The sequence below is a fragment of the Nonlabens sp. MB-3u-79 genome, from assembly GCF_002831625.1.
Lineage (GTDB): Bacteria > Bacteroidota > Bacteroidia > Flavobacteriales > Flavobacteriaceae > Nonlabens.
This window is the reverse complement of the sequence record NZ_CP025116.1, coordinates 948,464-970,068: the sequence shown is the minus strand read 5'-3', so window position 1 is coordinate 970,068 and position 21,605 is coordinate 948,464. Positions and strand designations below refer to the sequence as shown.

At 37.9% G+C, this 21,605-nt stretch carries 16 protein-coding genes; 12 read left to right on the top strand and 4 right to left on the bottom strand.

Features of this window, described 5'->3' with window-relative positions; all coding sequences use genetic code 11:
* Positions 1 to 25: 25 nt before the first annotated feature.
* Positions 26 to 775, top strand: coding sequence for a hypothetical protein (locus CW736_RS04360; RefSeq protein ID WP_198519341.1), 750 nt, complete (start codon positions 26 to 28; stop codon positions 773 to 775).
* A gap of 73 nt (positions 776 to 848) precedes the next feature.
* On the opposite strand, the gene gltX is transcribed toward CW736_RS04360, so the two are convergent.
* On the bottom strand, positions 849 to 2,366 hold the full coding sequence (gene gltX, locus CW736_RS04355; protein ID WP_101012742.1) for a glutamate--tRNA ligase: 1,518 nt from the start codon (positions 2,364 to 2,366) through the stop codon (positions 849 to 851).
* Positions 2,367 to 2,709: 343 nt separating this feature from the next.
* On the opposite strand from gltX, the gene CW736_RS04350 reads away from it, so the two are divergent.
* Genes CW736_RS04350 through CW736_RS04335 form a run of 4 tightly spaced genes read left to right on the top strand, consistent with a single transcriptional unit; the run spans position 2,710 to position 9,334 of the window.
* Positions 2,710 to 6,189 (top strand): hypothetical protein, encoded by a 3,480-nt coding sequence (locus tag CW736_RS04350; RefSeq protein WP_101012741.1) that lies wholly within the window; start codon positions 2,710 to 2,712, stop codon positions 6,187 to 6,189.
* A complete protein-coding gene (ybeY, locus tag CW736_RS04345) occupies positions 6,182 to 6,601 on the top strand; it encodes an rRNA maturation RNase YbeY (protein WP_101012740.1) in 420 nt (139 codons plus the stop codon). Before CW736_RS04350 ends, ybeY begins: the two co-directional genes overlap by 8 nt.
* Before the next feature lie 3 nt (positions 6,602 to 6,604).
* Positions 6,605 to 8,476 carry a tRNA uridine-5-carboxymethylaminomethyl(34) synthesis enzyme MnmG gene (gene mnmG / locus CW736_RS04340; RefSeq protein ID WP_101012739.1) on the top strand — a complete coding sequence of 624 codons (1,872 nt, stop codon included), beginning with the start codon at positions 6,605 to 6,607 and terminating at the stop codon, positions 8,474 to 8,476.
* Between the two features lie 18 nt (positions 8,477 to 8,494).
* On the top strand, positions 8,495 to 9,334 hold the full coding sequence (locus tag CW736_RS04335; RefSeq protein ID WP_101012738.1) for a class I SAM-dependent methyltransferase: 840 nt from the start codon (positions 8,495 to 8,497) through the stop codon (positions 9,332 to 9,334).
* A 613-nt stretch (positions 9,335 to 9,947) separates the two neighbouring features.
* On the opposite strand, the gene CW736_RS04325 is transcribed toward CW736_RS04335, so the two are convergent.
* On the bottom strand, positions 9,948 to 11,075 hold the full coding sequence (locus tag CW736_RS04325; protein ID WP_101012736.1) for an ATP-binding protein: 1,128 nt from the start codon (positions 11,073 to 11,075) through the stop codon (positions 9,948 to 9,950).
* An 83-nt stretch (positions 11,076 to 11,158) separates the two neighbouring features.
* On the opposite strand from CW736_RS04325, the gene CW736_RS04320 reads away from it, so the two are divergent.
* Genes CW736_RS04320 through CW736_RS04310 form a run of 3 tightly spaced genes read left to right on the top strand, consistent with a single transcriptional unit; the run spans position 11,159 to position 14,983 of the window.
* Positions 11,159 to 12,394 (top strand): phosphoglycerate kinase, encoded by a 1,236-nt coding sequence (locus CW736_RS04320; RefSeq protein ID WP_232735419.1) that lies wholly within the window; start codon positions 11,159 to 11,161, stop codon positions 12,392 to 12,394.
* 35 nt (positions 12,395 to 12,429) lie between these two features.
* The gene (locus CW736_RS04315; protein ID WP_101012734.1) at positions 12,430 to 13,995 is read left to right on the top strand and encodes a lytic transglycosylase domain-containing protein; all 1,566 of its coding nucleotides are present in this window, start codon (positions 12,430 to 12,432) and stop codon (positions 13,993 to 13,995) included.
* Position 13,996: 1 nt separating this feature from the next.
* The gene (locus CW736_RS04310; protein WP_101012733.1) at positions 13,997 to 14,983 is read left to right on the top strand and encodes a DUF4837 family protein; all 987 of its coding nucleotides are present in this window, start codon (positions 13,997 to 13,999) and stop codon (positions 14,981 to 14,983) included.
* A gap of 74 nt (positions 14,984 to 15,057) precedes the next feature.
* On the opposite strand, the gene tatA is transcribed toward CW736_RS04310, so the two are convergent.
* Positions 15,058 to 15,252: a twin-arginine translocase TatA/TatE family subunit gene (tatA, locus tag CW736_RS04305; RefSeq protein WP_157810878.1), complete on the bottom strand. Its 195-nt coding sequence runs from the start codon at positions 15,250 to 15,252 to the stop codon at positions 15,058 to 15,060.
* Positions 15,253 to 15,559: 307 nt separating this feature from the next.
* A complete protein-coding gene (locus CW736_RS14015; RefSeq protein ID WP_157810877.1) occupies positions 15,560 to 15,769 on the bottom strand; it encodes a hypothetical protein in 210 nt (69 codons plus the stop codon).
* Positions 15,770 to 15,873: 104 nt separating this feature from the next.
* Here CW736_RS14015 and CW736_RS04295 point away from each other — a divergent pair, with 104 nt between their 5' ends.
* From CW736_RS04295 to CW736_RS04280, 4 genes are all read left to right on the top strand, one after another.
* The gene (locus tag CW736_RS04295; protein WP_101012731.1) at positions 15,874 to 16,740 is read left to right on the top strand and encodes a M23 family metallopeptidase; all 867 of its coding nucleotides are present in this window, start codon (positions 15,874 to 15,876) and stop codon (positions 16,738 to 16,740) included.
* Positions 16,741 to 18,249 (top strand): GH3 auxin-responsive promoter family protein, encoded by a 1,509-nt coding sequence (locus CW736_RS04290; protein WP_101012730.1) that lies wholly within the window; start codon positions 16,741 to 16,743, stop codon positions 18,247 to 18,249.
* 646 nt (positions 18,250 to 18,895) lie between these two features.
* Complete coding sequence (locus CW736_RS04285) at positions 18,896 to 19,732, top strand: diacylglycerol/lipid kinase family protein (protein WP_101012729.1); 837 nt, start codon at positions 18,896 to 18,898, stop codon at positions 19,730 to 19,732.
* A gap of 74 nt (positions 19,733 to 19,806) precedes the next feature.
* The gene (locus CW736_RS04280; RefSeq protein WP_101012728.1) at positions 19,807 to 21,546 is read left to right on the top strand and encodes a DUF6909 family protein; all 1,740 of its coding nucleotides are present in this window, start codon (positions 19,807 to 19,809) and stop codon (positions 21,544 to 21,546) included.
* The last annotated feature ends 59 nt before the right edge of the window (positions 21,547 to 21,605 follow it).

Genomic DNA, 21,605 nt, shown 5'->3' with positions numbered 1-21,605 from the left:
GTTTGCGCAATTTGTTACAGCTATTATGAAAAATACATTCCTATTATTAGTCTTCCTCGCAACAGTATTTACGAGCTATTCACAAGAACTGTTGGACGCTCCTTTTATAAATTTTGAAAATCCAGACCAAGCTATTGATCTATTTGAAAGCATTGTAGATAAAAACAGTTACCCTGTTAACTATGTTTCTACTACTCGTAAATATTCTTATAATAATCGCTTAGGTTTAGGTGGGGACGCTACCTTTTTCAATATTACTAGTGATGACGTAAATGTTACACAAGGAACAGGTTGGTCAGTAAATTTTGAAACGAGAGGAGACTTTAGAGATGATTTTGATTTGATTTATTCCTTAGGTATCTTCAATCACAACTTCTCGGTAAATGAAAATGTGACCAATGATAAAATTGATATGAGCACCTTGGGAGTAGAGATTAAATTTCTGCTTGCTTGGAAGATAGCTCAAAGTGATTATTTTTCCATCGAAGCAGGACCTGCACTGCAATTAAATGGAGAACTTAAAATAGGTAACGAAGAACGTTATGGAGAATCTTTTATAGGAGGATCAAATCCAGTTGCTATACAAGAATTTCAAAATACGATGCCAGTTAATTTAAACGGTGTTATTGGTTTTTCTGGAGGGGTACGCAATTTTAGAGTAACAGCACATTACCATTATTCACTGGTGGATTCCTTGACGGGTACGAACCTTATCGGTGACGATATAGATGGAAACTTTAGTTTTTTAAGTGTAGGTGGAAGGTTCTATTTCTAGCAATTTATACGTTATAAAAAAAGCCTGCTGAAACTTAATTTCAGCAGGCTTTTTATTGGTGTAAAAAGAAGGTTTAACCCAATTTTTCCATCGCCGTGTTGATACGACTTATAGCTTCTTCTTTACCTATCATTGAGGCAATTTCAAATACATCTGGGCCCATAAGGCTACCAACCAGTGCTAGCCTCAAAGGCATCATCACTTTGCCAAATCCCATTTCCTGAGAAGTAATCCAGCCTTTGATGGCAGTACTTAATCCAGCAGCAGTATCATCTTCGGTGTCGGTTATCACTTGAATGACGTCAGACATTATTTCATTAGTATCTTCTTTCCAGGCTTTTTTTACTGCTTTTTCATCATAAACAGTTGGTGCTGTGAAAAAGAATCCAGCCAACTCAAATAGATCTTGGGTAAATACAGCACGTTCCTTTACCATTCCAGCGACCATGCTTACATAATCTTCAGAACCGTAGGGAATATTTTTTTCTTGTAAGGCTTTCGCGAAAGCGGCACCTACAACTTCATCGTCTTGATGTACATACCATTGCTGTTGAAACCATTTTGCCTTTTCAGGATCATACTTTGCCCCAGAGCTGTTGACCTTAGCCAAGCTAAAAGCTTGAACCAATTCATCCAAACTAAATAACTCTTGATCTGATCCTGGATTCCAACCTAAAAAGGCAAGAATATTGACCATAGCTTCTGGTAGAAAACCATCTTCTCTAAACCCAGTAGAAAGCTCCCCAGATTTAGGGTCTTTCCATTCTAATGGAAAGACAGAAAAGCCCATTTTGTCTCCATCGCGCTTGCTCAGTTTTCCCTTACCAGTAGGTTTCAAAATCAAAGGTAAATGTGCAAATTTAGGTCGATCCCAACCAAAACTTTCATATAACAACACATGTAAGGCCATACTAGGCAACCATTCTTCACCACGAATTACGTGAGAAATATTCATGGTGTGATCATCTACCACATTTGCTAGGTGATAAGTAGGCATACCATCACTTTTAAAAAGCACTTTATCATCCAGTAAAGTCGTATCAATTTCTATCCCTTTACGGATTTCGTCGTACATGTTTAAGGTTTTCAATTCTGGCTTAAAACGCACGGTATATTCATCGCCTCGATCTAATCGTTCTTTTACTTCTTCTGCACTTATAGTAAGAGAATTAGTAAAGGTTAGTCTATTGTTATGATTGTAAATAAAAGTTTCTTTATTTGCTTCACAAACAGCTCTTGCTTGCGCTAATTCTTCAGCGGTGTCAAATGCATAATAAGCGGCATCCTTCTCCACCAATTCCTCAGCATAAGCTCGGTACATATTTTTTCGGTCGCTTTGACGGTAGGGTCCGCAATTGCCTTCTTTTCCTGGGCCCTCGTCATAAGGAATATTACACCAGTTCAATGTTTCTATTATATAATCTTCTGCGCCTTCTACATACCTGTTTTGATCGGTATCTTCTATACGTAGGATAAAGGTTCCGTTGTGTTTTTTGGCAAATAAATAGTTGAAAAGTGCTGTTCTCACACCACCTATATGAAGTGGCCCTGTGGGACTAGGAGCAAATCTTACACGTACATCTGTACTCATTTTTAGCATTTTTTAATGTGTGGCAAAGATATGGATTAGTTGGTAGTATGAAGGAGCAGTTAACAACCTAGTAGGTTTTCTTCGAGTTCCATAATCAATGTATTGTTTTGGGATGTTTTTTATGTCTGCACCCTTTAACCTTGGGGAGCTTAAACTAGCAATCTTCTATTCTTGTTATACGTATGATTATCATGGTTCATTGCCTCTTAAAAGCCTGCTGTGAACGGCCTTATTTTAAATAGTGTTTTAAGACTTAACATCCATTTTTAATGTCTTTAGTGTTCCTGTCATAAACGTCGCTCTAATCCGTTATATTTACGGTAAGTACGCGACTATATAGACAATGACAAACTTTGAGATTATAGAGCAAAAGCTCCAACGTTTTATCAGTAAATACTACCGCAACGCCTTAATACGTGGAGTGATTCTATTTGTTGCTCTAGGCCTGTTATATTTTTTATTAACGGTAGTGATAGAGTATTTCTTGTGGCTCAATCCTTTGGGAAGAACCATATTGTTTGGGCTATTTATGATGATGGAATTATTTCTTTTGGTTCGCTTTGTAGGAATTCCTTTAGCGCGATTATTGAAGCTGTCTAGAGGAATTAATTTTAGAGATGCGAGTACGATTATAGGAACTCATTTTCCTGAAGTTTCAGATAAATTGATCAACGTGTTACAGCTTCATAAAAATGGAGGTGATGACGAGTTGACTTGGGCGAGTATCAATCAAAAGAGTGGGGATCTCAAACCCATACCTTTTAGCCTTGCTATTGATTATAAAAAGAACAAAAAGTTTTTGCCCTACCTCGCTATTCCGGTTGCTATTATCGCAGGCTTGTTCTTTACGGGAAATAATGAATTACTAACAGATAGCGCTAAGCGGGTTGCCGATTTCAATAATGTGTATATACCGCCAGCTCCTTTTACTTTTTCGGTTCTCAATAAAAAACTGACCACCTTGCAACGAAGGGATTTTAAGCTCAACGTAGAGGTGAGTGGAAGCAAAATACCAGAGAATGCGAGTATTAACTATAACGATCAGACTTATTTTTTAACCCAAGATGCCCCTGGAAAATTTAGTTTTATATTTTCAAAACCTTTAGAAGCTATTGGTTTTCAGTTGTCAGCTAACGAGGTGACCAGTAAAAAGTTTATACTAAATGTGGATGATGTGCCTGTTATCATTGGTTTTGAGCTTTTCTTGGATTATCCGTCGCATACGGGTAAACGAGATGAGAAATTGGTGAGTACTGGTAATGCAATTGTTCCACAAGGAACTCAAATTACATGGAAAATCAACACATCAAAAACAACTCAAGTAGATTTTATTACCCCAAAGGATAGGTATATGTTCCAGGAGGTGGATGGTAGTTTCGCTTTCGCGAAAGCGGTATTGCAACCTCTCAAGTACGGTATTGCAACTTCTAACGATCATATCAAAGAATACGAAACTCTCAATTTTAAAATTGATGTAGTAAAAGATGAGTATCCAGAATTGGACATAGAAATGAAAAAGGATTCTGTAGATACCGATTTGATGTACTTTAAAGGTCAAGTTGCTGATGACTACGGAATACGTAAAATACAGCTTGTCTATTATCCATCTGGAGATGTCACCAAGACCAAGAGTTACGTCTTGGGTTCCAATCGGGGGACCTTTGATCAGTTTTTACTTACGTTTCCAGGTAAGGTTCCTTTAGAAGCGGGTACAAGTTACCAGTTTTACTTTGAAGTTATTGATAATGATGCAGTTAACAGTTATAAGTCAAGTAAATCTGAGGTTTTTTCTTACCGTAAGCTGTCTAACGATGAACTTGAGGACAAGCAGCTTAATAAACAAAAGGAATCCTTCTCTAATTTAGAAGAAGCGGTCAAAGAGCAACAAAGACAACAAGAGAAACTGGATGAAATCTCAAAAGATCAATTACAAAAAAAGGAACGCAGTTTTAATGACAAGCGTAAGTTAGATCAAGCTTTAAAGAACCAACAGAAGCGAGAACAAAAAATGCGTCAAGAATTAGAGAAGATGAAGGATAATCTTCAAAAGTCTACTGCCCAAAAGGATCCAATAAAGGAATTGCTGGAAGATAGAATGGAGAAAAGTGCTGAAGAATTAAAGAAAAATGAAGAGCTGCTCAAAGAGCTTCGGGAGTACCAAGACAAAATTTCTCCGGAGGAATTAAAAGAGAAAATGGATAAGTCTAAGAATAAATCCAAGCAGCAAAAGAGAAATTTGGAGCAACTTTTAGAACTGACTAAGAGATATTACGTAAAGCAGAAGTTTGAGCAATTGGGTAGAGAACTAGAAAAGATAGCGCAGGAGCAGAAGGAACAATCGGAAAAGGATGGTCTAGATAACAAGAAGGAGGATCAGGATAAGCTTAATGTAGCGTATAAAGATTGGGAAAAGGAATTGAAAGAATTGGAGAAGGAAAATGACGGTCTTAAGAAACCTATGGACATAGAGTTTGAGCCGGAAGAATCACAAGAAATTAAAGATGAGCAGGAGAAATCTAGTGAGGATTTAGAAAAATCTAAAACATCAGATGCCAAAAAGAAGCAAAAGAATGCAGCCCAAAAAATGCAACAACAAGCTGCAAGTATGGCTTCTCAAATGTCTTCCATGTCTCAGGAAGGGGAAAAGGAAGATGCGGAAAGTTTGCGTCAAATATTAGATAACTTGATTGTGTTTTCTGTAGAAGAAGAGGAACTCATGGAATCTATGAAGCAAATGAATAGGCTCAGTCCTAATCTGGGTAAAAAGCTCAAAGCTCAAAAAGATTTAGAGCTGGCTTTTGAACATGTAGACGACAGCTTGTTTGCATTGGCAACACGCAACCCTAAAATAGGTCAGGAAATCAATAAAGAGGTTACAGAGATTTATTATTACTTAGAAAAATCATTGGACCAAATTGCTGAGTTCGAAATGCGTGAAGGTCAAGGCTCGCAACAATTTGTTTTTAAAGGAGCAAATACACTTGCAGAAATGCTAAGCAATTCTCTGGATGCCATGAATGATGCTATGCCTAAGCCAGGGATGGGTGAATCTAAAAACGGAGGGCCGGGGTTTCAGTTACCAAACATTATTAAGAAGCAAGAGAGTCTTTCTAAATCAGGGGAGGGTGAAAAACCTGGTTCAGAGGGGAAAGAGGGTAAAGACGGGGAGAAAGGAACTTCTGGTGAAAGCGGTGCTTCGGGGCAATCTGGTAAGAATGGGGAAAGTGGAGAAGGTGGTGAGAGTGGTGAATCTGGCAAATCTGGTGAAAGTGGTCAAGGTGGACAATCTGGTGAGGGTGGTGAAGGTGAAGGCAGTGGAGGAGAAAACGGTAAAGCGGGAAAGAATGGATCAGGAAGCGCTGATGGCGATGCAGGTGAAGAAGGCGAGAAACAAAGTTATAGAGAAAGTGAAGAAGAATCTAAGCGTATTTATGAGATTTATAAGCAGCAGCAAGAGTTGCGCAATGAGTTAGAAGACATGATAAGGCGAGAGGGTTTAGAAGAAAAAGTAGGTGATATCACAGACAAAATGAAGGCTGTGGAGCGTCAATTATTAGATCAAGGCTTTAATAGGGAAGTACAACAGAGAATGATGGAGATTCAGCACGATTTATTAAAACTAAAAGATGCAGGATTGGAGCAGGGTGAGGAGAACAAACGGGAGGCTCGTACTAATTTGCGGGACTTTAATAACAACACCAAGGCGCAAATTCCAGATGCCTCTAAGTACTTCAATAACAAGGAGATTTTAAATAGACAAGTCTTACCTTTGCAGCCCCAATACCGCAATAAGGTGAAGGACTATTTTAAAGCTAATGATTGAATTAAATTATCAGAACGATTTTGAACAGTTGGACGCTTTGATCTATACCAAATGGTTGGATCTAATCGCTGGGTCCGAGACTAAAACTATAGGGGAAGTTTCTTATGTTTTTTGTTCTGACGAGTTTCTTTTACAGATCAATCAGGACTATTTGGGTCATGATACTTTTACAGATATCATCACTTTCGATTATTGTGAAGAGGGATTAATTAATGGTGAAATATACATCAGCACTGATAGGGTTAAGGAAAATGCCATCAGTTTTGGTGTTAGCTTAATAAATGAATTGCAAAGAGTAATGGCACATGGTCTTTTACATCTTTGTGGTTATGGTGACAAATCGGAGGCTGAAGCGCAATTGATGCGTGATAAGGAAAATGAAAAAATCGGTATGTTTCACGTGAAACAATAAACAATGTTTGATAAGGAATACGACGTAATAGTAGTAGGTGCTGGGCACGCTGGAAGTGAAGCGGCGGCTGTCGCAGCTAACATGGGGTCTCGGACTCTATTGGTCACTATGAATTTAGAGACCATAGGACAGATGTCTTGTAATCCTGCTATGGGAGGAATCGCAAAAGGACAAATTGTTAGAGAAATAGATGCTTTAGGAGGATTGAGTGGTATTGTTTCTGATAAGAGTGCTATTCAATTTAAAATGCTTAATCAATCCAAGGGCCCAGCAATGTGGTCGCCAAGAACTCAAAATGACCGTATGCGTTTTTCTGAGGAATGGAGAATGCAGTTGGAAGCTATTCCGCTTTTGGATTTTTATCAGGAAATGGTTTTAGGATTAATCATCGAAGGTGAAAAAGTAGTTGGCGTGCGCACCTCTTTGGGAATTGAAATAAGGTCTAAAGCGGTGGTGCTTACTAATGGTACATTCTTAAACGGGTTGATTCATATCGGTGATAAGAACTTTGGTGGAGGACGAGCAGGAGAAAGAGCTTCCACTGGAATTACTGGTCAGTTGGTAGAATTGGGTTTTGAGTCTGGAAGGATGAAAACCGGTACGCCACCAAGAGTTGATGGAAGGTCATTAGATTATACTAGAATGGAGCCTCAACCTGGTGATGCAATCACTTCAAAGTTCAGTTATAGTAATCTGACCAGCTCTTTAAAGCAGCAACGGGATTGCCATATGACATACACAAGTCCGGAAGTACATAATCTACTTAGAGAGGGTTTTGATCGTTCGCCTATGTATAATGGCAGAATCAAATCGGTAGGCCCAAGATATTGTCCAAGTATTGAGGATAAAATAGATCGTTTTGCAACTAAGGACAGACATCAAATATTTGTCGAACCAGAAGGATGGAATACCTGTGAGGTTTATGTAAATGGGTTCAGTACTTCTTTACCTGAAGATGTTCAGTTTAAAGCATTGCGCAGCGTCGTAGGTTTTGAGAAGGTTAAGTTTTTTAGACCTGGATATGCCATCGAGTATGATTATTTCCCGCCCACTCAATTAAAGCATACACTGGAAACCAAGTTAATCAGCAATTTGTACTTTGCGGGTCAGATTAATGGTACTACCGGTTATGAAGAAGCAGCTTCTCAAGGTTTAATGGCTGGGATAAATGCAGTGCGCAAAATTAGAGATGAAGAATCTTTTATTCTTAAAAGAGATGAAGCTTATATAGGCGTTCTTGTAGATGACCTGATTACAAAGGGTACAGATGAACCTTATAGAATGTTTACTTCTCGTGCCGAATATCGAACGCTTCTAAGACAAGATAATGCCGATCTACGATTAACACCCAGAGCGGTTGAATTGGGAATTGTTACTCCTGAAGCTTTGAGTCGAGTGGAGCGAAAAGCTAATGAATCTGAAAAAATGGTTCAGTTTTTACGGGACACCAGTTATGACTATAAGGAAATGAATCCTTTACTAGAGGCAAAGGGAAGTAAAGTAGTTACCCAAAATGACAAGCTATTTAAAGTCTTTTCTCGTCCTCAGATCAATCTGGAAGATATTAAAACTATTTCTCAGGTGAAGTCTTATTTAGAAGAGAACGATTTAGATGATGATATTCTTGAGCAGGTAGAGGTACATGTGAAGTATGCAGGATATATTTCCAAGGAAAAAGACAATGCAGATAAACTTCACAGATTGGAAAATGTAAAGATTCCGTCTAATTATGATTTTAAAAGCATCAAATCACTTTCTTATGAAGCTAGAGAAAAATTAACTAAGATACAACCGGTGACTGTCTCGCAGGCTAGTCGTATCTCTGGTGTGTCACCTAGTGATATTTCTGTTTTATTAGTACACATGGGCCGATAGTTTCACGTGAAACAATTAATGAATTTGAATTTCTCCAAACACTTTCTGACACTTAACGACTACTTTCTGACCCAGGAAAAGTTTGAGTTGTATCAGGATTTAAATACAGAATTGATAAAAACTACTCCTCCACCAAAGGAGTTAGATCCATATTACGAAAGCGAAGATTATCTTTCTCATGATGACACGGCTACCTCTTTTTTTGCACGATGCTATAATTTTGCTAAGGGTTTTAATTTAAAGTCCAAGACTTCCTTAATTAAGGAATTTGCGTTAAACGGGAGAGTGTTGGATATAGGTGCAGGGGTAGGAGACCTGGTTGGAGCATTACAAAATTGCGGAATTGAAGGTACCGGTTTTGAACCTAGTGCTAAGGCAAGGTTGGTGGCTCAAGAAAAGGGAATTGATTTGCATGCAAGTCTAGAAGTATTTGATCCACATTCTTTTGATTTAATTTCTATGTATCATGTGTTAGAACATGTTCCAGATGTAGAAAAGCAGAAAGAAAAAATCCTTGAGTTGTTACAACCCAATGGTGTTTTAATCCTAGCCTTACCTAATTACAAATCTTTTGATGCTAAGTTTTATGGAAAGTATTGGGCAGGTTATGATGTGCCTAGACATTTATTTCACTTTAATAAAAAAGCGGTAAGAAGTTTATTTGAAAAGGATTTTGAAATCATAAAAATGAAACCGATGTGGTTTGATAGTTTTTATGTTTCGATTTTATCCTCTAGATATAAAAAATCACTTTTTCCCTTTTTCTCAGGAATGTTCATTGGCTTGCTCTCCAATTTGATGGCAATGAGTACTAAGGAGCCCAGTTCCATCACTTACATACTAAAAAAGCGCTTTTAAAACCATTTAAAAGCGCTTTTTTAGTCAATCAAACTTGGTGTTGCCAATTTCTTTAAACCAGCTTAAACAGCCTTATTTTGTTTATAAACACATAGTTTTTACTTATACAAATAAAGATTGCTATAGACATTATATATATTGAGACCAGAAGAGCCCCATCATGCTAATGATAAAGTAAATTCCTAATCCTGAAGATCCGGAGTAATCTTTTATAAGTCTTAAACCTATTAGCAAAATTATAATAAGAAAACCGGAAAGTACTAATGCGTATTGAGCATATAGAAAACTTTGAACGCTTATAATATCATATACGGCAATACCGATTATGGTACTCAGTATAATTTCTATGCCTAAGATGATAATGATACTTAACCTAACAAGGATAGGATTAAATATACCCTTATACATATCGCAGTAGTCTTCAAATGTTTTGTTCCAATCAAACATTTTTTCATAAGCAGACAGTAAATAGGTGACTAGCAAAAAAATCAGAATAAGGATTATCCCTGAGTAGGTGAACATCATTTTTTTATTCTAAAGTAATACAATGTGTTGTGCTTCTAACTATTTGGGAAGAAAATTCAGTAATAGACATAAAGATTTTATGCTACACCTATTTAGCGTGTAAGATACGCGTCATCCCTATACTCAAATCAGTAAGAACAATCTTGCCATTAGCATTACGTTCTATATGATATATGGCTTCTTGAAGCTGCTTTTGTACTTCCATCATTCTATTACCGTCTACAAAAGGGGCAAATTTACTTAAGTCAAAACCGCTTTGAGGAGATAGATATACAGCAGTATCTGCTTTGTAGTTTTTCAACATGGCTTGTCTAAAGAATTCCATACAATACATTAGAAAACGTATTTGGGTTTCTCTGTTGACCGCAGCTATGTTATGAGCCCATTCCATAAGGTCATTTATGGCCGTCATTTTTGTCTTAGCTACAAAAGCTGTTCGTACCCATTCCACAAACCACTGTTCAAATTGCAGGTCTTCAGCGCTATTTTGTGAAAACTGTACGGCTTTTCTGTAATCTCCATCTGCTTGCCTAGCAACTATAGAGCTCTGACTTTCAGACAGATTAAGGTTTTTTTGTAGTCCTTGAGCGATGACAGCAGCATTGAGTTTAGGGACATTGATAATTTGACACCTGGACTTAATAGTATTGATAATTCGATCTTCAGATTCGGCAACAAGAAGGATAATCGTCTTTGCTGGCGGCTCTTCTATAAGCTTGAGGAGTTTGTTTGCAGCTTCGGTATTCATTTTATCGGCACCCCAAATGATAACCACTTTAAAACCTCCTTCATAAGATTTTAAGCTCAGCTTTTTCATGATGAGTTGTGCTTCTGCTACCCGTATTTCAGCATTCTTTTTTTCTATATCGATGGCTTTATACCAGTCTGGGAGGCTTCCATAAGGGTTAGAAACTAAAAAAGTGCGCCACTCCTTTAAGAACATATCTGATGTTGCTTTGGTAGTACTGCTTCCAACAGATGATGGCATGGGAAAAGAAAAGTGTAAATCTGGGTGGGCGAGGTTGTTCAATTGTGCATGACAACTTTCATTAGAAGCACCACATAAAATCTGTCTCGCATAAGCAACGGCAAGAGGTAAAACACCGCTTCCAGTAGGACCTACTAATAACTGAGCATGAGCTATACGCTCGTTTTGCACCGTGGATTGCAGGTGCTTTTTGATATGTTCCAGTCCTAAAACGTCTTGATATTGCATAGTGCAAATATAGGTGGATCCCTGTAGGTCAGGAAACTTGAAAGGACTTCACTTTTTAGTTTTCTTTAAATAACAATCTGCCTATGGTAAATAGAGAACCGTTATATTTGTTTTTCAACAATTTTGAATACCATAAGATGACTATAGACCAAATTAACTTTGAGAATAAAAAGGCGCTAATAAGAGTAGATTTTAACGTACCACTAGACGAAGACTTTAAAGTAACTGATGCGACCAGAATTGAGGCCGCAAAAGACACGATTATTTATGTTTTAGAACAGGGTGGTTCTGTGATTTTAATGTCACATTTAGGTCGTCCTAAGAATAGAGAAGAAGAATTTTCACTGCGTCATGTAGTAGAGAAGGCGAGCGATATTTTAGGGGTACAGGTAAAGTTTGTAGAAGATTGCAAAGGGGAGATTGCTCAAAAGGCAGCACAAGATCTGGAGCCAGGCCAAGTACTTTTATTAGAAAACCTTAGATATTATAGTGAAGAGACTGCTGGGAATACCGCTTTCGCGAAAGCTTTATCACAACTAGGCGATGTCTATATCAATGATGCCTTTGGGACTGCTCACAGAGCCCATGCGAGTACGGCAATAATTGCCCAATTCTTTAAAGAAAAATGTTTTGGTATGCTCATGAATCGGGAGATCCAAAGCTTAGATAAAGTTTTGAAAACTCCAGAAAGACCATTAGTAGCGATTTTGGGAGGTGCAAAGGTGTCCTCTAAAATCACCGTAATCGAGAACATATTAACTAAAGTAGATGACCTGATCATCGCTGGGGGAATGGCTTATACATTCATCAAAGCCCAAGGAGGAAAAATAGGAGACTCTCTAGTAGAAGACGATAAACAAAAGCTAGCACTGGAAATCCTTGCTAAAGCAAAGGAGACTAATACCAATATACATTTACCAGTAGATGTAGTTATTGCAAACTCTTTTTCAGAATTGGCATCCATTGATACATCTGCGATCAATGAAATTCCAGATGGCTGGATGGGCCTTGATATAGGAGAAAAATCTCGTCAGGATTTCCACAACGTACTTCAAGGCGCTAAAACTATTCTTTGGAATGGACCAGCAGGAGTTTTTGAAATGGACCCTTTTGCAAAGGGAACGATAGCTTTAGGGGCCTCTGTTGCAATGGCAACAAAAAGTGGTGCTTTCTCGTTAGTAGGTGGTGGCGATTCTGTAGCTGCAGTAAAGCAATTTGGTTTTGAAAACCAAGTAAGTTATGTTTCCACTGGTGGTGGTGCCATGCTAGAAATGCTAGAAGGAAAAACACTTCCTGGTATTGCTGCAATGAATAAGTAGCTATTCATTTTAATCTTAAATTCTAAAAAACTTACATGAATAAATATGCTTTGTTTCTACTCGTCGTCTCTTTTTTATTTCTACCGCTATCAGCGCAAGTAAAGAAAGATTCTACAAGTATTCCAGAAAAAGTAATTGTTCATAAAGAGCTTGAAAAGCAGCAAGCTGAAAAGGATTCGCTAGAATTAGGAATGAAGGTAGTCAGAGAAATACCTGTCCAAGAAATAGCCATGGATACCGCTGTGACTGGCGAGCCTTTAAAGCTATATCCAGAAGCAGATGATTTTGATAAAAATCTACTTAATGAATTGTACAACAATGATTTATACGATTATATGTATGATGAATTGGTGCAAATGGATTATAGCGAAACGGTAAAACAAACACTTCCTACAGACACGCTTAAAGCACGACTGGCGGCCATCAATGAAACCACACCTTTTCAGATAGATTACAATCCAGTGCTGGAAAAGCTTATCAATAAAAAGCTCAGTTATCAACGCGTATATATGGAGCGGTTGATGACATTGAGTGATTATTATTTCCCCTTATTTGAGCCTTATCTCGATCAGTACGATATACCCTTGGAGATGAAATACCTGGCCGTTGTAGAAAGTGCTTTAGACCCGCGTATCAAAAGTCGGGTAGGAGCTACAGGATTATGGCAATTTATGTTTACTACAGGTCGTAGTTTTGATCTGGAAGTGAATTCTTATGTAGATGAGCGCATGGACCCTATAAAGTCTACGCAAGCTGCCTGTAAATTTATGCGCAGTTTGTACAATATCTATGGGGATTGGGACTTGGTCTTGGCAGCCTATAATTCGGGTCCAGGAAATGTGAATAAAGCCATACGTCGCAGTGGGGGATATAAAAATTACTGGAACATCAGACCTTATCTTCCACGAGAAACGGCTGGTTATGTTCCTGCTTTTCAAGCGATGATGTATTTGTTTAAATATGGACCAGAGCATGGGTTCCAGCCACAACAGACCTTATATAAAACTATTGCTACCGATACGATTAGTATTAAAAGAATGATTTCTTTAGAACACGTCGCTCAATTTACCGATCAGGATCTGGAAGTGATCCAATTTCATAATCCCTCTTATAAATTGGATATTATCCCGGTAGTGGAGGGTAAAACTTATAATTTGAGATTACCTATAAGGGATGCGGCAAAATTTGTTAGCAATGAGGATGCTGTCTACGCTTTCGCGAAAGCGGAATTTGAAAAAATAGAAAAACCAATACCAGAACTTCTCAAAGCAGAAAGCCGAACGGTATACCGAGTTAAAAGTGGAGATTATCTAGGTAAAATAGCCAACAGATACGGTGTCAGGGTAAGTCAGATCAAGCGATGGAACAGCTTGAGAAGTAATAATTTGCGTATTGGACAAAGATTGTACATCCACTCTAGAAATCCGGTAACGACCTCGAGTTCAAAGCCTACTGAAACGCCATCTACTTACAAAGTAAAAAGTGGAGATAGCTTATGGAAAATAGCCAATAAATATGGCATATCTATTGCTAGTATACGCAAAATGAACCCTGCCAAGTCAGATGACCTCAAAATAGGGGACATTTTAAAACTAAAGTAATATGAATAAAGTATACGTAATTCTCGCCATATGTCTGGCTTTTATAAGTTGCAATGATCAAGCAATTGTTGTTCAAGATAGTGCGGGAAGACTCAATGATATTTTAGTAGTTATAGAAAATAACGATTGGGATGGAGCCCTAGGTGATACGATTAGAAAAGAGTTTGCGAGACCACTTGACGGTATCGTGAGAGAAGAGCCCATCTTTACACTGAATCATGTAAAACCAACCGCATTTAAGGGGATGCTTAAAAAATCACGTAATTATTTGTACTTAAAAAAATCAGATAGCAGCGGGGTGAGTGTTAAGAAGGATGTGTACGCCAACCCGCAGTTGGGAATTGTAGTAAGGGGTAAAAATAAAAAGGAAATCGCTCAAGTCATTTCAGAAAATGCCGATAAAATGATTGCTCTTTTCAATCAAGGAGAAGTGGAGCGCAAGCAATACCTCATGGATAAAGTAGCCTTAAATACCGATAGGTTAACAGAGCGTTTTGGCTTTGAAATTATTGTTCCTCGAGCCTATCATTTTGCTACCTATAATGGAGAAATGGACAATGATTTTTTCTGGTTGCGTAGAAATATTACTGAAGGCACTATGGACTTAATGATTTATGAAGTAGATCGCAATAGAATTAAGCGCAGTGACAGTACGGTGATGGATATTGTGAAGGTGCGAGATTCTATAGGAGCAATTAAAATCTTAACAGACGGTGGCCCATTTCAGACAGAGCCTGCTTTTTCTCCATTTTTAAATGAAAGCCAGATCGATGGAAACTTTGCCTTTGAAACCAAGGGAACTTGGGAAGTAAAAAACATGTTTATGGCAGGACCATTTGTCAACTATGCGATTTACAATAAAGAAAAAGACAACTGGTTGATCATAGAAGGATATGTGAGTGCCCCGAGCAGCAAGCAGCGCAATTACTTATTTGAAATAGAATCTATTTTGAAGAGTGTGAGGTTTGTAGATAAAGAGGAAGACTAAAATTAGTTTGTAACCACAAAAAAATCCGCATCATTTTAAAATGATGCGGATTTTTTGTTTCTAAGTGCTTCTAACTATTTGTTCAGATTCTTAGAATCCTCTTTTTTAGTCTCGTCCTCTTTGGAGGCATCTTTAAATTCTTTGATTCCGCCACCTAGACCGCGCATCAATTCTGGTATTTTTTTACCTCCGAAAAGAAGTAAAACCACAACCACAATAAGGATAATACTCCATAAACCTGGCATTGCTAAAAAGAAATTTGCTGACATGATTTGTTCTTTTATTAAAGTACAAAGATACAACAAGCCATATAACAACACCTATATAGGCTGTTAATCTTTAAAACTAAAAAAATTAAAAAGAAACTACTTGAACTCGAACTCGAACTCGAACTTGAACCTGAACTTGAACCTGAACTTGAAAAACGATGTTGTTGTGGAGCTGATAAATTAGAAGGACCTGAAGATTCCATGTATATCTAGATAGGTGCTTTAAGCTGGAAAGGATTTAGGATAGGGCATGGTAAAATCAAAACTTAATAATCAATTCATTATTTGCCTTATAAGCTCAAAAAATTTATTTTTCCACATTCCACATTCCACATTCCACATTCCACATTCCACATTCCACATTCCACATTCCACATTCCACATTCCACATTCCACATTCCACATTCCACATTCCACATTCCACATTCCACATTCCACATTCCACATTCCACATTCCACATTCCACATTCCACATTCCACATTCCACATTCCACATTCCACATCCCACATTCCACATCCCACCTTATCCGGACACCTTCTTTATACCTAATAAAGGATTACCTCATTGGACATACCTCATACCTGTAAAAACTAATTATATTTGTTGAATGTTAACGACAGATGGCAAAAAGGAAAAAAAATAAAAACCAAAAAAGCAAGTGGACACACCATTACCGCATGGTGGTGCTCAATGACGACACTTTTGAAGAACGTTTTAGTCTTAAGCTAAATAGACTCAATGTATTTATAGTAACTCTTATAAGTGCTGTTTTATTGATAGGAGCAACCACAGTTCTCATTGCATTTACACCTATACGAGAATACATTCCTGGATATGCTGATGTAACCACTAAGAGAAACTCTATACAACTCACTAAGGAAACAGATTCTATACAGCAGGTTTTACGTACCAATGAGGAGTTTTATTCTCGTATTAAAATGCTGCTCAATGGAGATATTACTTCAGAAGAATACGAGCGTATTGACAGCACAGCTAAGGTAGAAACGGATATAGAAATCACAAACCTTAAACCTATCAAAGAAGACAGTCTTTTGAGAGAAGAAGTAGCTCAGGAAGAACGGTACAGTGTCATTGCCGGAGCAAAGGCCAAAACGAACTTTGTCTTCTTCCCACCAGTAAAAGGAATTATTTCTGGAGACTACGATGCAGAGATCAAACACTATGCAGTGGATGTAGCAGCAACTACAGGCACCCCTATAAAAGCCGCTGCTGATGGAACGGTAGTTTTTGCCAGCTGGAGTGTAGAAACTGGTCATACTATGCTTATAGAGCACGCTTATGGTTTGATTACGGTTTACAAGCACGCAGGAAGTCTTCTCAAAGAGCAAAATGACAAGGTACTTGCAGGAGAGGTGATCGCTAGCGTTGGAAATACGGGAGAACTGACCACAGGGCCTCACCTTCATTTTGAAATTTGGAGCGATGGGTATTCGCTAGATCCTACTAACTTTATCAATTTTGAATAAATGTCGTTAAAGTCACTCGGCGCAAAGATTTTTGCCGCAATAACTGATAGAAAAACTAAAAAATGGGCTACAGATCCGGTAGGCTCACAGGATAAGGTTTTTAAAAATTTATTAAAGACTGCTTCGGGCACCGCTTTCGCGAAAGCGCACTCCTTTTCCAGCATCCAAACACATAAAGACTTTATACAACAGGTTCCAGTAAGAGATTACGAGCAATTACGCCCGTTTGTAGACCGAGTAGTCGCTGGCGAAAGCGATATTTTATGGCCAGGAAAGCCTCTTTACTTTGCCAAAACCTCTGGGACTACCAGTGGCGCAAAATACATTCCCCTTACTGCGGAGTCCATGCCTGAGCATATCAAGGCAGCTCGTAATGCCATATTGAGTTATATACATGAAACTGGTAAAGCAAAGTTTGTGGATGCTAAGATGATTTTTCTTCAAGGAAGTCCAGAAATGGAGTCTAAAAACGGCATCCAACTCGGTAGATTGAGCGGTATTGTTGCACATTATGTGCCTAATTACCTACAGAAAAATAGATTGCCCTCTATGAAAACCAATTGCATTGATGATTGGGAAACAAAAGTAGAGGCTGTTATCGATGAAACTTTACCAGAAAAAATGAGCGTTATTTCTGGAATTCCTAGTTGGGTACAAATGTATTTTGAGCGCATCGTGCAACGTACAGGTAAAAAAGTAGGCGAGGTTTTTCCAGACTTCAATTTATTTATTTATGGAGGGGTTAATTTTGAACCTTACCGCGCTAAATTTGATCAACTCATAGGCCGTCAAGTAGACAGTATAGAATTATTCCCTGCAAGCGAAGGCTTCTTTGCCTATCAAGACAAGCAAAACGAGAAAGGAATGTTATTGCTTCTCGATGCAGGTATTTTTTATGAATTCATTCCTGCAAATCAGTTCCAGGAGGAACACCCACCTCGATTAAGCATAGGAGAAGTTGAAATAGGAATCAATTACGTCATGATTATTTCTACTACCGCAGGATTGTGGGCCTACAACATAGGCGACACCATTGCCTTTACCAGTACAAGCCCTTATAAAATTGTTGTGACTGGTCGTATCAAACATTACATCAGCGCGAGTGGCGAGCATGTTATAGGCAAAGAAGTAGAAGAAGCTATGAAAGCGGCAGCTACTCCATTGAGCATTATCATCAATGAGTTTACGGTAGCGCCTCAATTGAGTCCAGAAAACGATGCGCTTCCTTACCACGAGTGGTTTGTGGAATTTGGTGCGAATACCGACTTAGACCTGCCACAGTTATCTCAAGTTTTAGACCTCAAAATGAGAGAACAAAACAGCTATTACGACGATTTAATTACAGGAAAAATACTACAACCTTTAAAGCTAACCGTTGTACCTGAAAACGGTTTCAAGGTTTATATGAAAACCATAGGCAAACTAGGAGGGCAAAATAAACTTCCTAGACTATCAAACGATCGTAAAATAGCTGAGGTGCTAGAGAAGATTATCCAGCAAAAGGCTTGATTTTTTATTCCTACTAATTGGAATTGATTTTATTGTGAATGAATAGGATCTTATAAAAAAGGTGCGAGAATCACCCATGACTCCATTGATGTGCAAAGTAAGTTTAGTAAATACATAGCTGGTTAAGAAAGCGTTTATCAAGGAGATACATCAGTATCCCTAGAAGTATTTAACAGTTATAAGATCTTGAATTTTTTTAATTCTTTAGACATGTGTGCTATTAATACAGGGTTCGGTTCTCATAAATAAGCGGTATTAATAACCGATAAAACGAGGGGTAAAGAACAGTTTGCATATAGCTTTGCAGATCAGCATCGCTTAAGAATGGAAATTTTTACTTTTCTGACGTCCTTATAGCTGCAGCGGTGGAGTAGAGCTTATGTTATCAGAAAACCGGTTAAACAACCTCAAGGATAAAACACTAGAATACGTTAAAGAACACCATATAAAGCACCTTGTTTTTTCTAGAGAATCCGTTAGTAAAAGCAAAAAGTTGTTAAATCAACTTAGTCAAGTAGGAGTTAAGATCTATGTTTAGTATGTTAATTTTCAAGCAGGAAGGAATGAGAAATATGCAGTTGAATATAAATTGGGTTCTGTTTTTGGCATGTATGCTGATGACTGGAATTTTAAAGCAAATTAATTAGTGATTAAAATCGCCTTTTTAGTAAATCCTATTTCTGGAAAAAACGGAAATAAACTAGAGTTCAAGCAAATCAACACCTTCTTTGACTTCGATAAATACGCTATTGAAATACGCTATTCTTCTTCTAAAAGTGATTTAGAGCGATTGACAAAAGAGTGTATTCATAAAGGTTGCGATATCATCGTTGCTTCTGGAGGTGATGGTACGGTGAACACAATTGCAAAATTTCTAGTGAATTCAAATATTAAATTAGCCATACTTCCCAGAGGATCTGGCAATGGCCTTGCAAGTCATTTGGGCTTGTCAAAATCTATAAAAAAACTCTGCTCCTCTATAAAGCATGCCGAGACCGTTCACATAGACTGTGGAGAAGTAAATGGAACTTATTTTTTCTCCAACTTTGCCCTAGGCTATCCAGCTGATGTGATACACCGATACGACAAGGATACTAAAAGAGGCCTTTCTACTTATGTCCACCACAGTTTGAAATCCTTTTTTAGTAAAAATAAAGATGTGATTATGCTAGAAAAATCTGATAAGCCAAAATTTTGTGTACTCATTTCTAACACCAAATATCTAGGCTATAACGTATCCCTTACTCCTAAGGCAGAGATCAATAACGGATTGTTAGATATCGTTTTTGCAAATTCAAGAATAGACCTTGCTTTAAAAATGGCAGGATCGATTCTTTTCAAGAAGAATTTTGCACACTCAGTAAGTGAGGTTGTATTGAGCAGCAATGATAGTTGTTCAGCACAGCTGGACGGGGAACCCATTCATCTGAAATCTCCATTTCATATTACGGTGAAGAAAAACTGTCTTAAAATTATTGTGTAGCGCTTATATAAATGAATAAAAATCTTTCTTAAGACGATTCTACAAAGATGTATCTTTGCTACGAAAGAATATTTATGCCGATAATTAACGTAGAACCACGGACCAGAGCTCAAGAAAGTACTAATGCTATAGAGCGCATGTACATCACCATGCGACATCTTTTTAATAGAGGCTTTTATAAACCTATGGGAGTGAGTGGTGAATCTTTAAGAGAATCCTTACTCACAGTAAGACCAGAAATCTACGGTTCCATTGCTGAGGACAAGATAGAATTAAACGGTTTACTTTACGTCATGGACCGACTTCCAGTAGGAATAGAAGAGTGCACTTACATCAACCTTACTAGTGATGAAGGTTATGAAGGCTCTCATTTTAAGGCTATTATTCCTAAAAAAAGAAGACGTAATTGTTACCGTATTGATGGGCAGCAAATGAATATTGAGGTGACTCGTGGAAGATCTGAAATCTATGACATTCTAACACACCTTACTTTTTTGATGATAGAATCTCATAAGATCATGAAACAAGTGATCGTGGGTGATAATGGAAATACTACAAGAGACTGGAAAAGTCTAGAAACAGCTGTTTCAAAGAAAAAACTCACTCAAGAAGAAAAAGAAGTAGCTATTACTCATGTAGCAAATATTCTAGGGCGCACCTTTGATGAGGTGACCTCTGTTTATGCAGACTTTGCTACCGAAGGAAACCCTAATAGGTTTTTAAGCATCATTTACCACTTAGGTAAGCTTGCAAAACAAGAAGTTCTCGATGAAGAAAAACGTCTTGTGACTTTTTCTCCAGTGTTAAGAGAACGACTAGGTCATCACATTCACGGTGATGCTTGGGCCTTGAGAATCAAAAAACACCTGATTGAAAAAGGACTTTTTGAAAGACCCTTGCACATTATTAGCGCTAACCTACACAGCGTTATGAATTCGCTTTATGGTCCTGTAGCCTTGGCCTCTCAAATGGCAAAGAAAAGCCGGATGGAAATCTTTGCAGATTTGAGCAACGATAGCGGGAAGAAAAACCGCGACTTGATCAAGAAACATGCACTATCCAGGGGAATGACGGAGCTTAAGGATAAAAGCGGCACTAATATAGATGTACAGATTTTTGATCTTGCGACTTGTGAATTTGAAAAAGTAGACTTTTGCGATCCACGCTTTCGCGAAAGCGAGAACGACACAAAACCAGTTCTTATCGTGATGGATTATGCTTTTGGCGAGCAGGCTTATGAAACGATGGACGAGTTGCTCAAACCTTTTAAAGATGAGCAAGGAAAAACACACCAGATGAATGTTCAATCCATCAATATCATGGGTAAAGCAGGTATTCTGGAAGGAGATAAAGGCGATATAATGGTGCCTGATGCACATGTTTTTGAAGGTACAGCAGATAATTACCCCTTTAAAAACAGACTTTCTAAAAAAGACCTCGAGAGCGATGATATCAAAGTCGTTACTGGATCTATGGTGACTGTTTTAGGGACTTCACTACAAAATAAAGATTTATTAGACTTTTTCTATAATTCCAGTTGGAAAGTCATAGGTCTAGAAATGGAAGGTGCTCATTATCAAAAAGCCATACAGGCAGCATCTCGAGTAAGACGCAGCATACGTAAAAAAGTAAAAGTGCGGTATGCCTATTACGCAAGTGATAACCCGTTAAAAACAGGACATACGCTAGCAAGTGGTGGTTTGGGATTGATAGGGGTAAAACCTGTTTATGTTATTACAGAGAAGATACTGGAACAAATCATAGAAAGTAGTATTAAAGTAGTACCGCAACAAGAGGAAGAAAAAGAGCAATAATTTTACTGAAAATTATGCGTTTAAAGAATTCAGAGACTTCAATTATATTTGAAGACTTG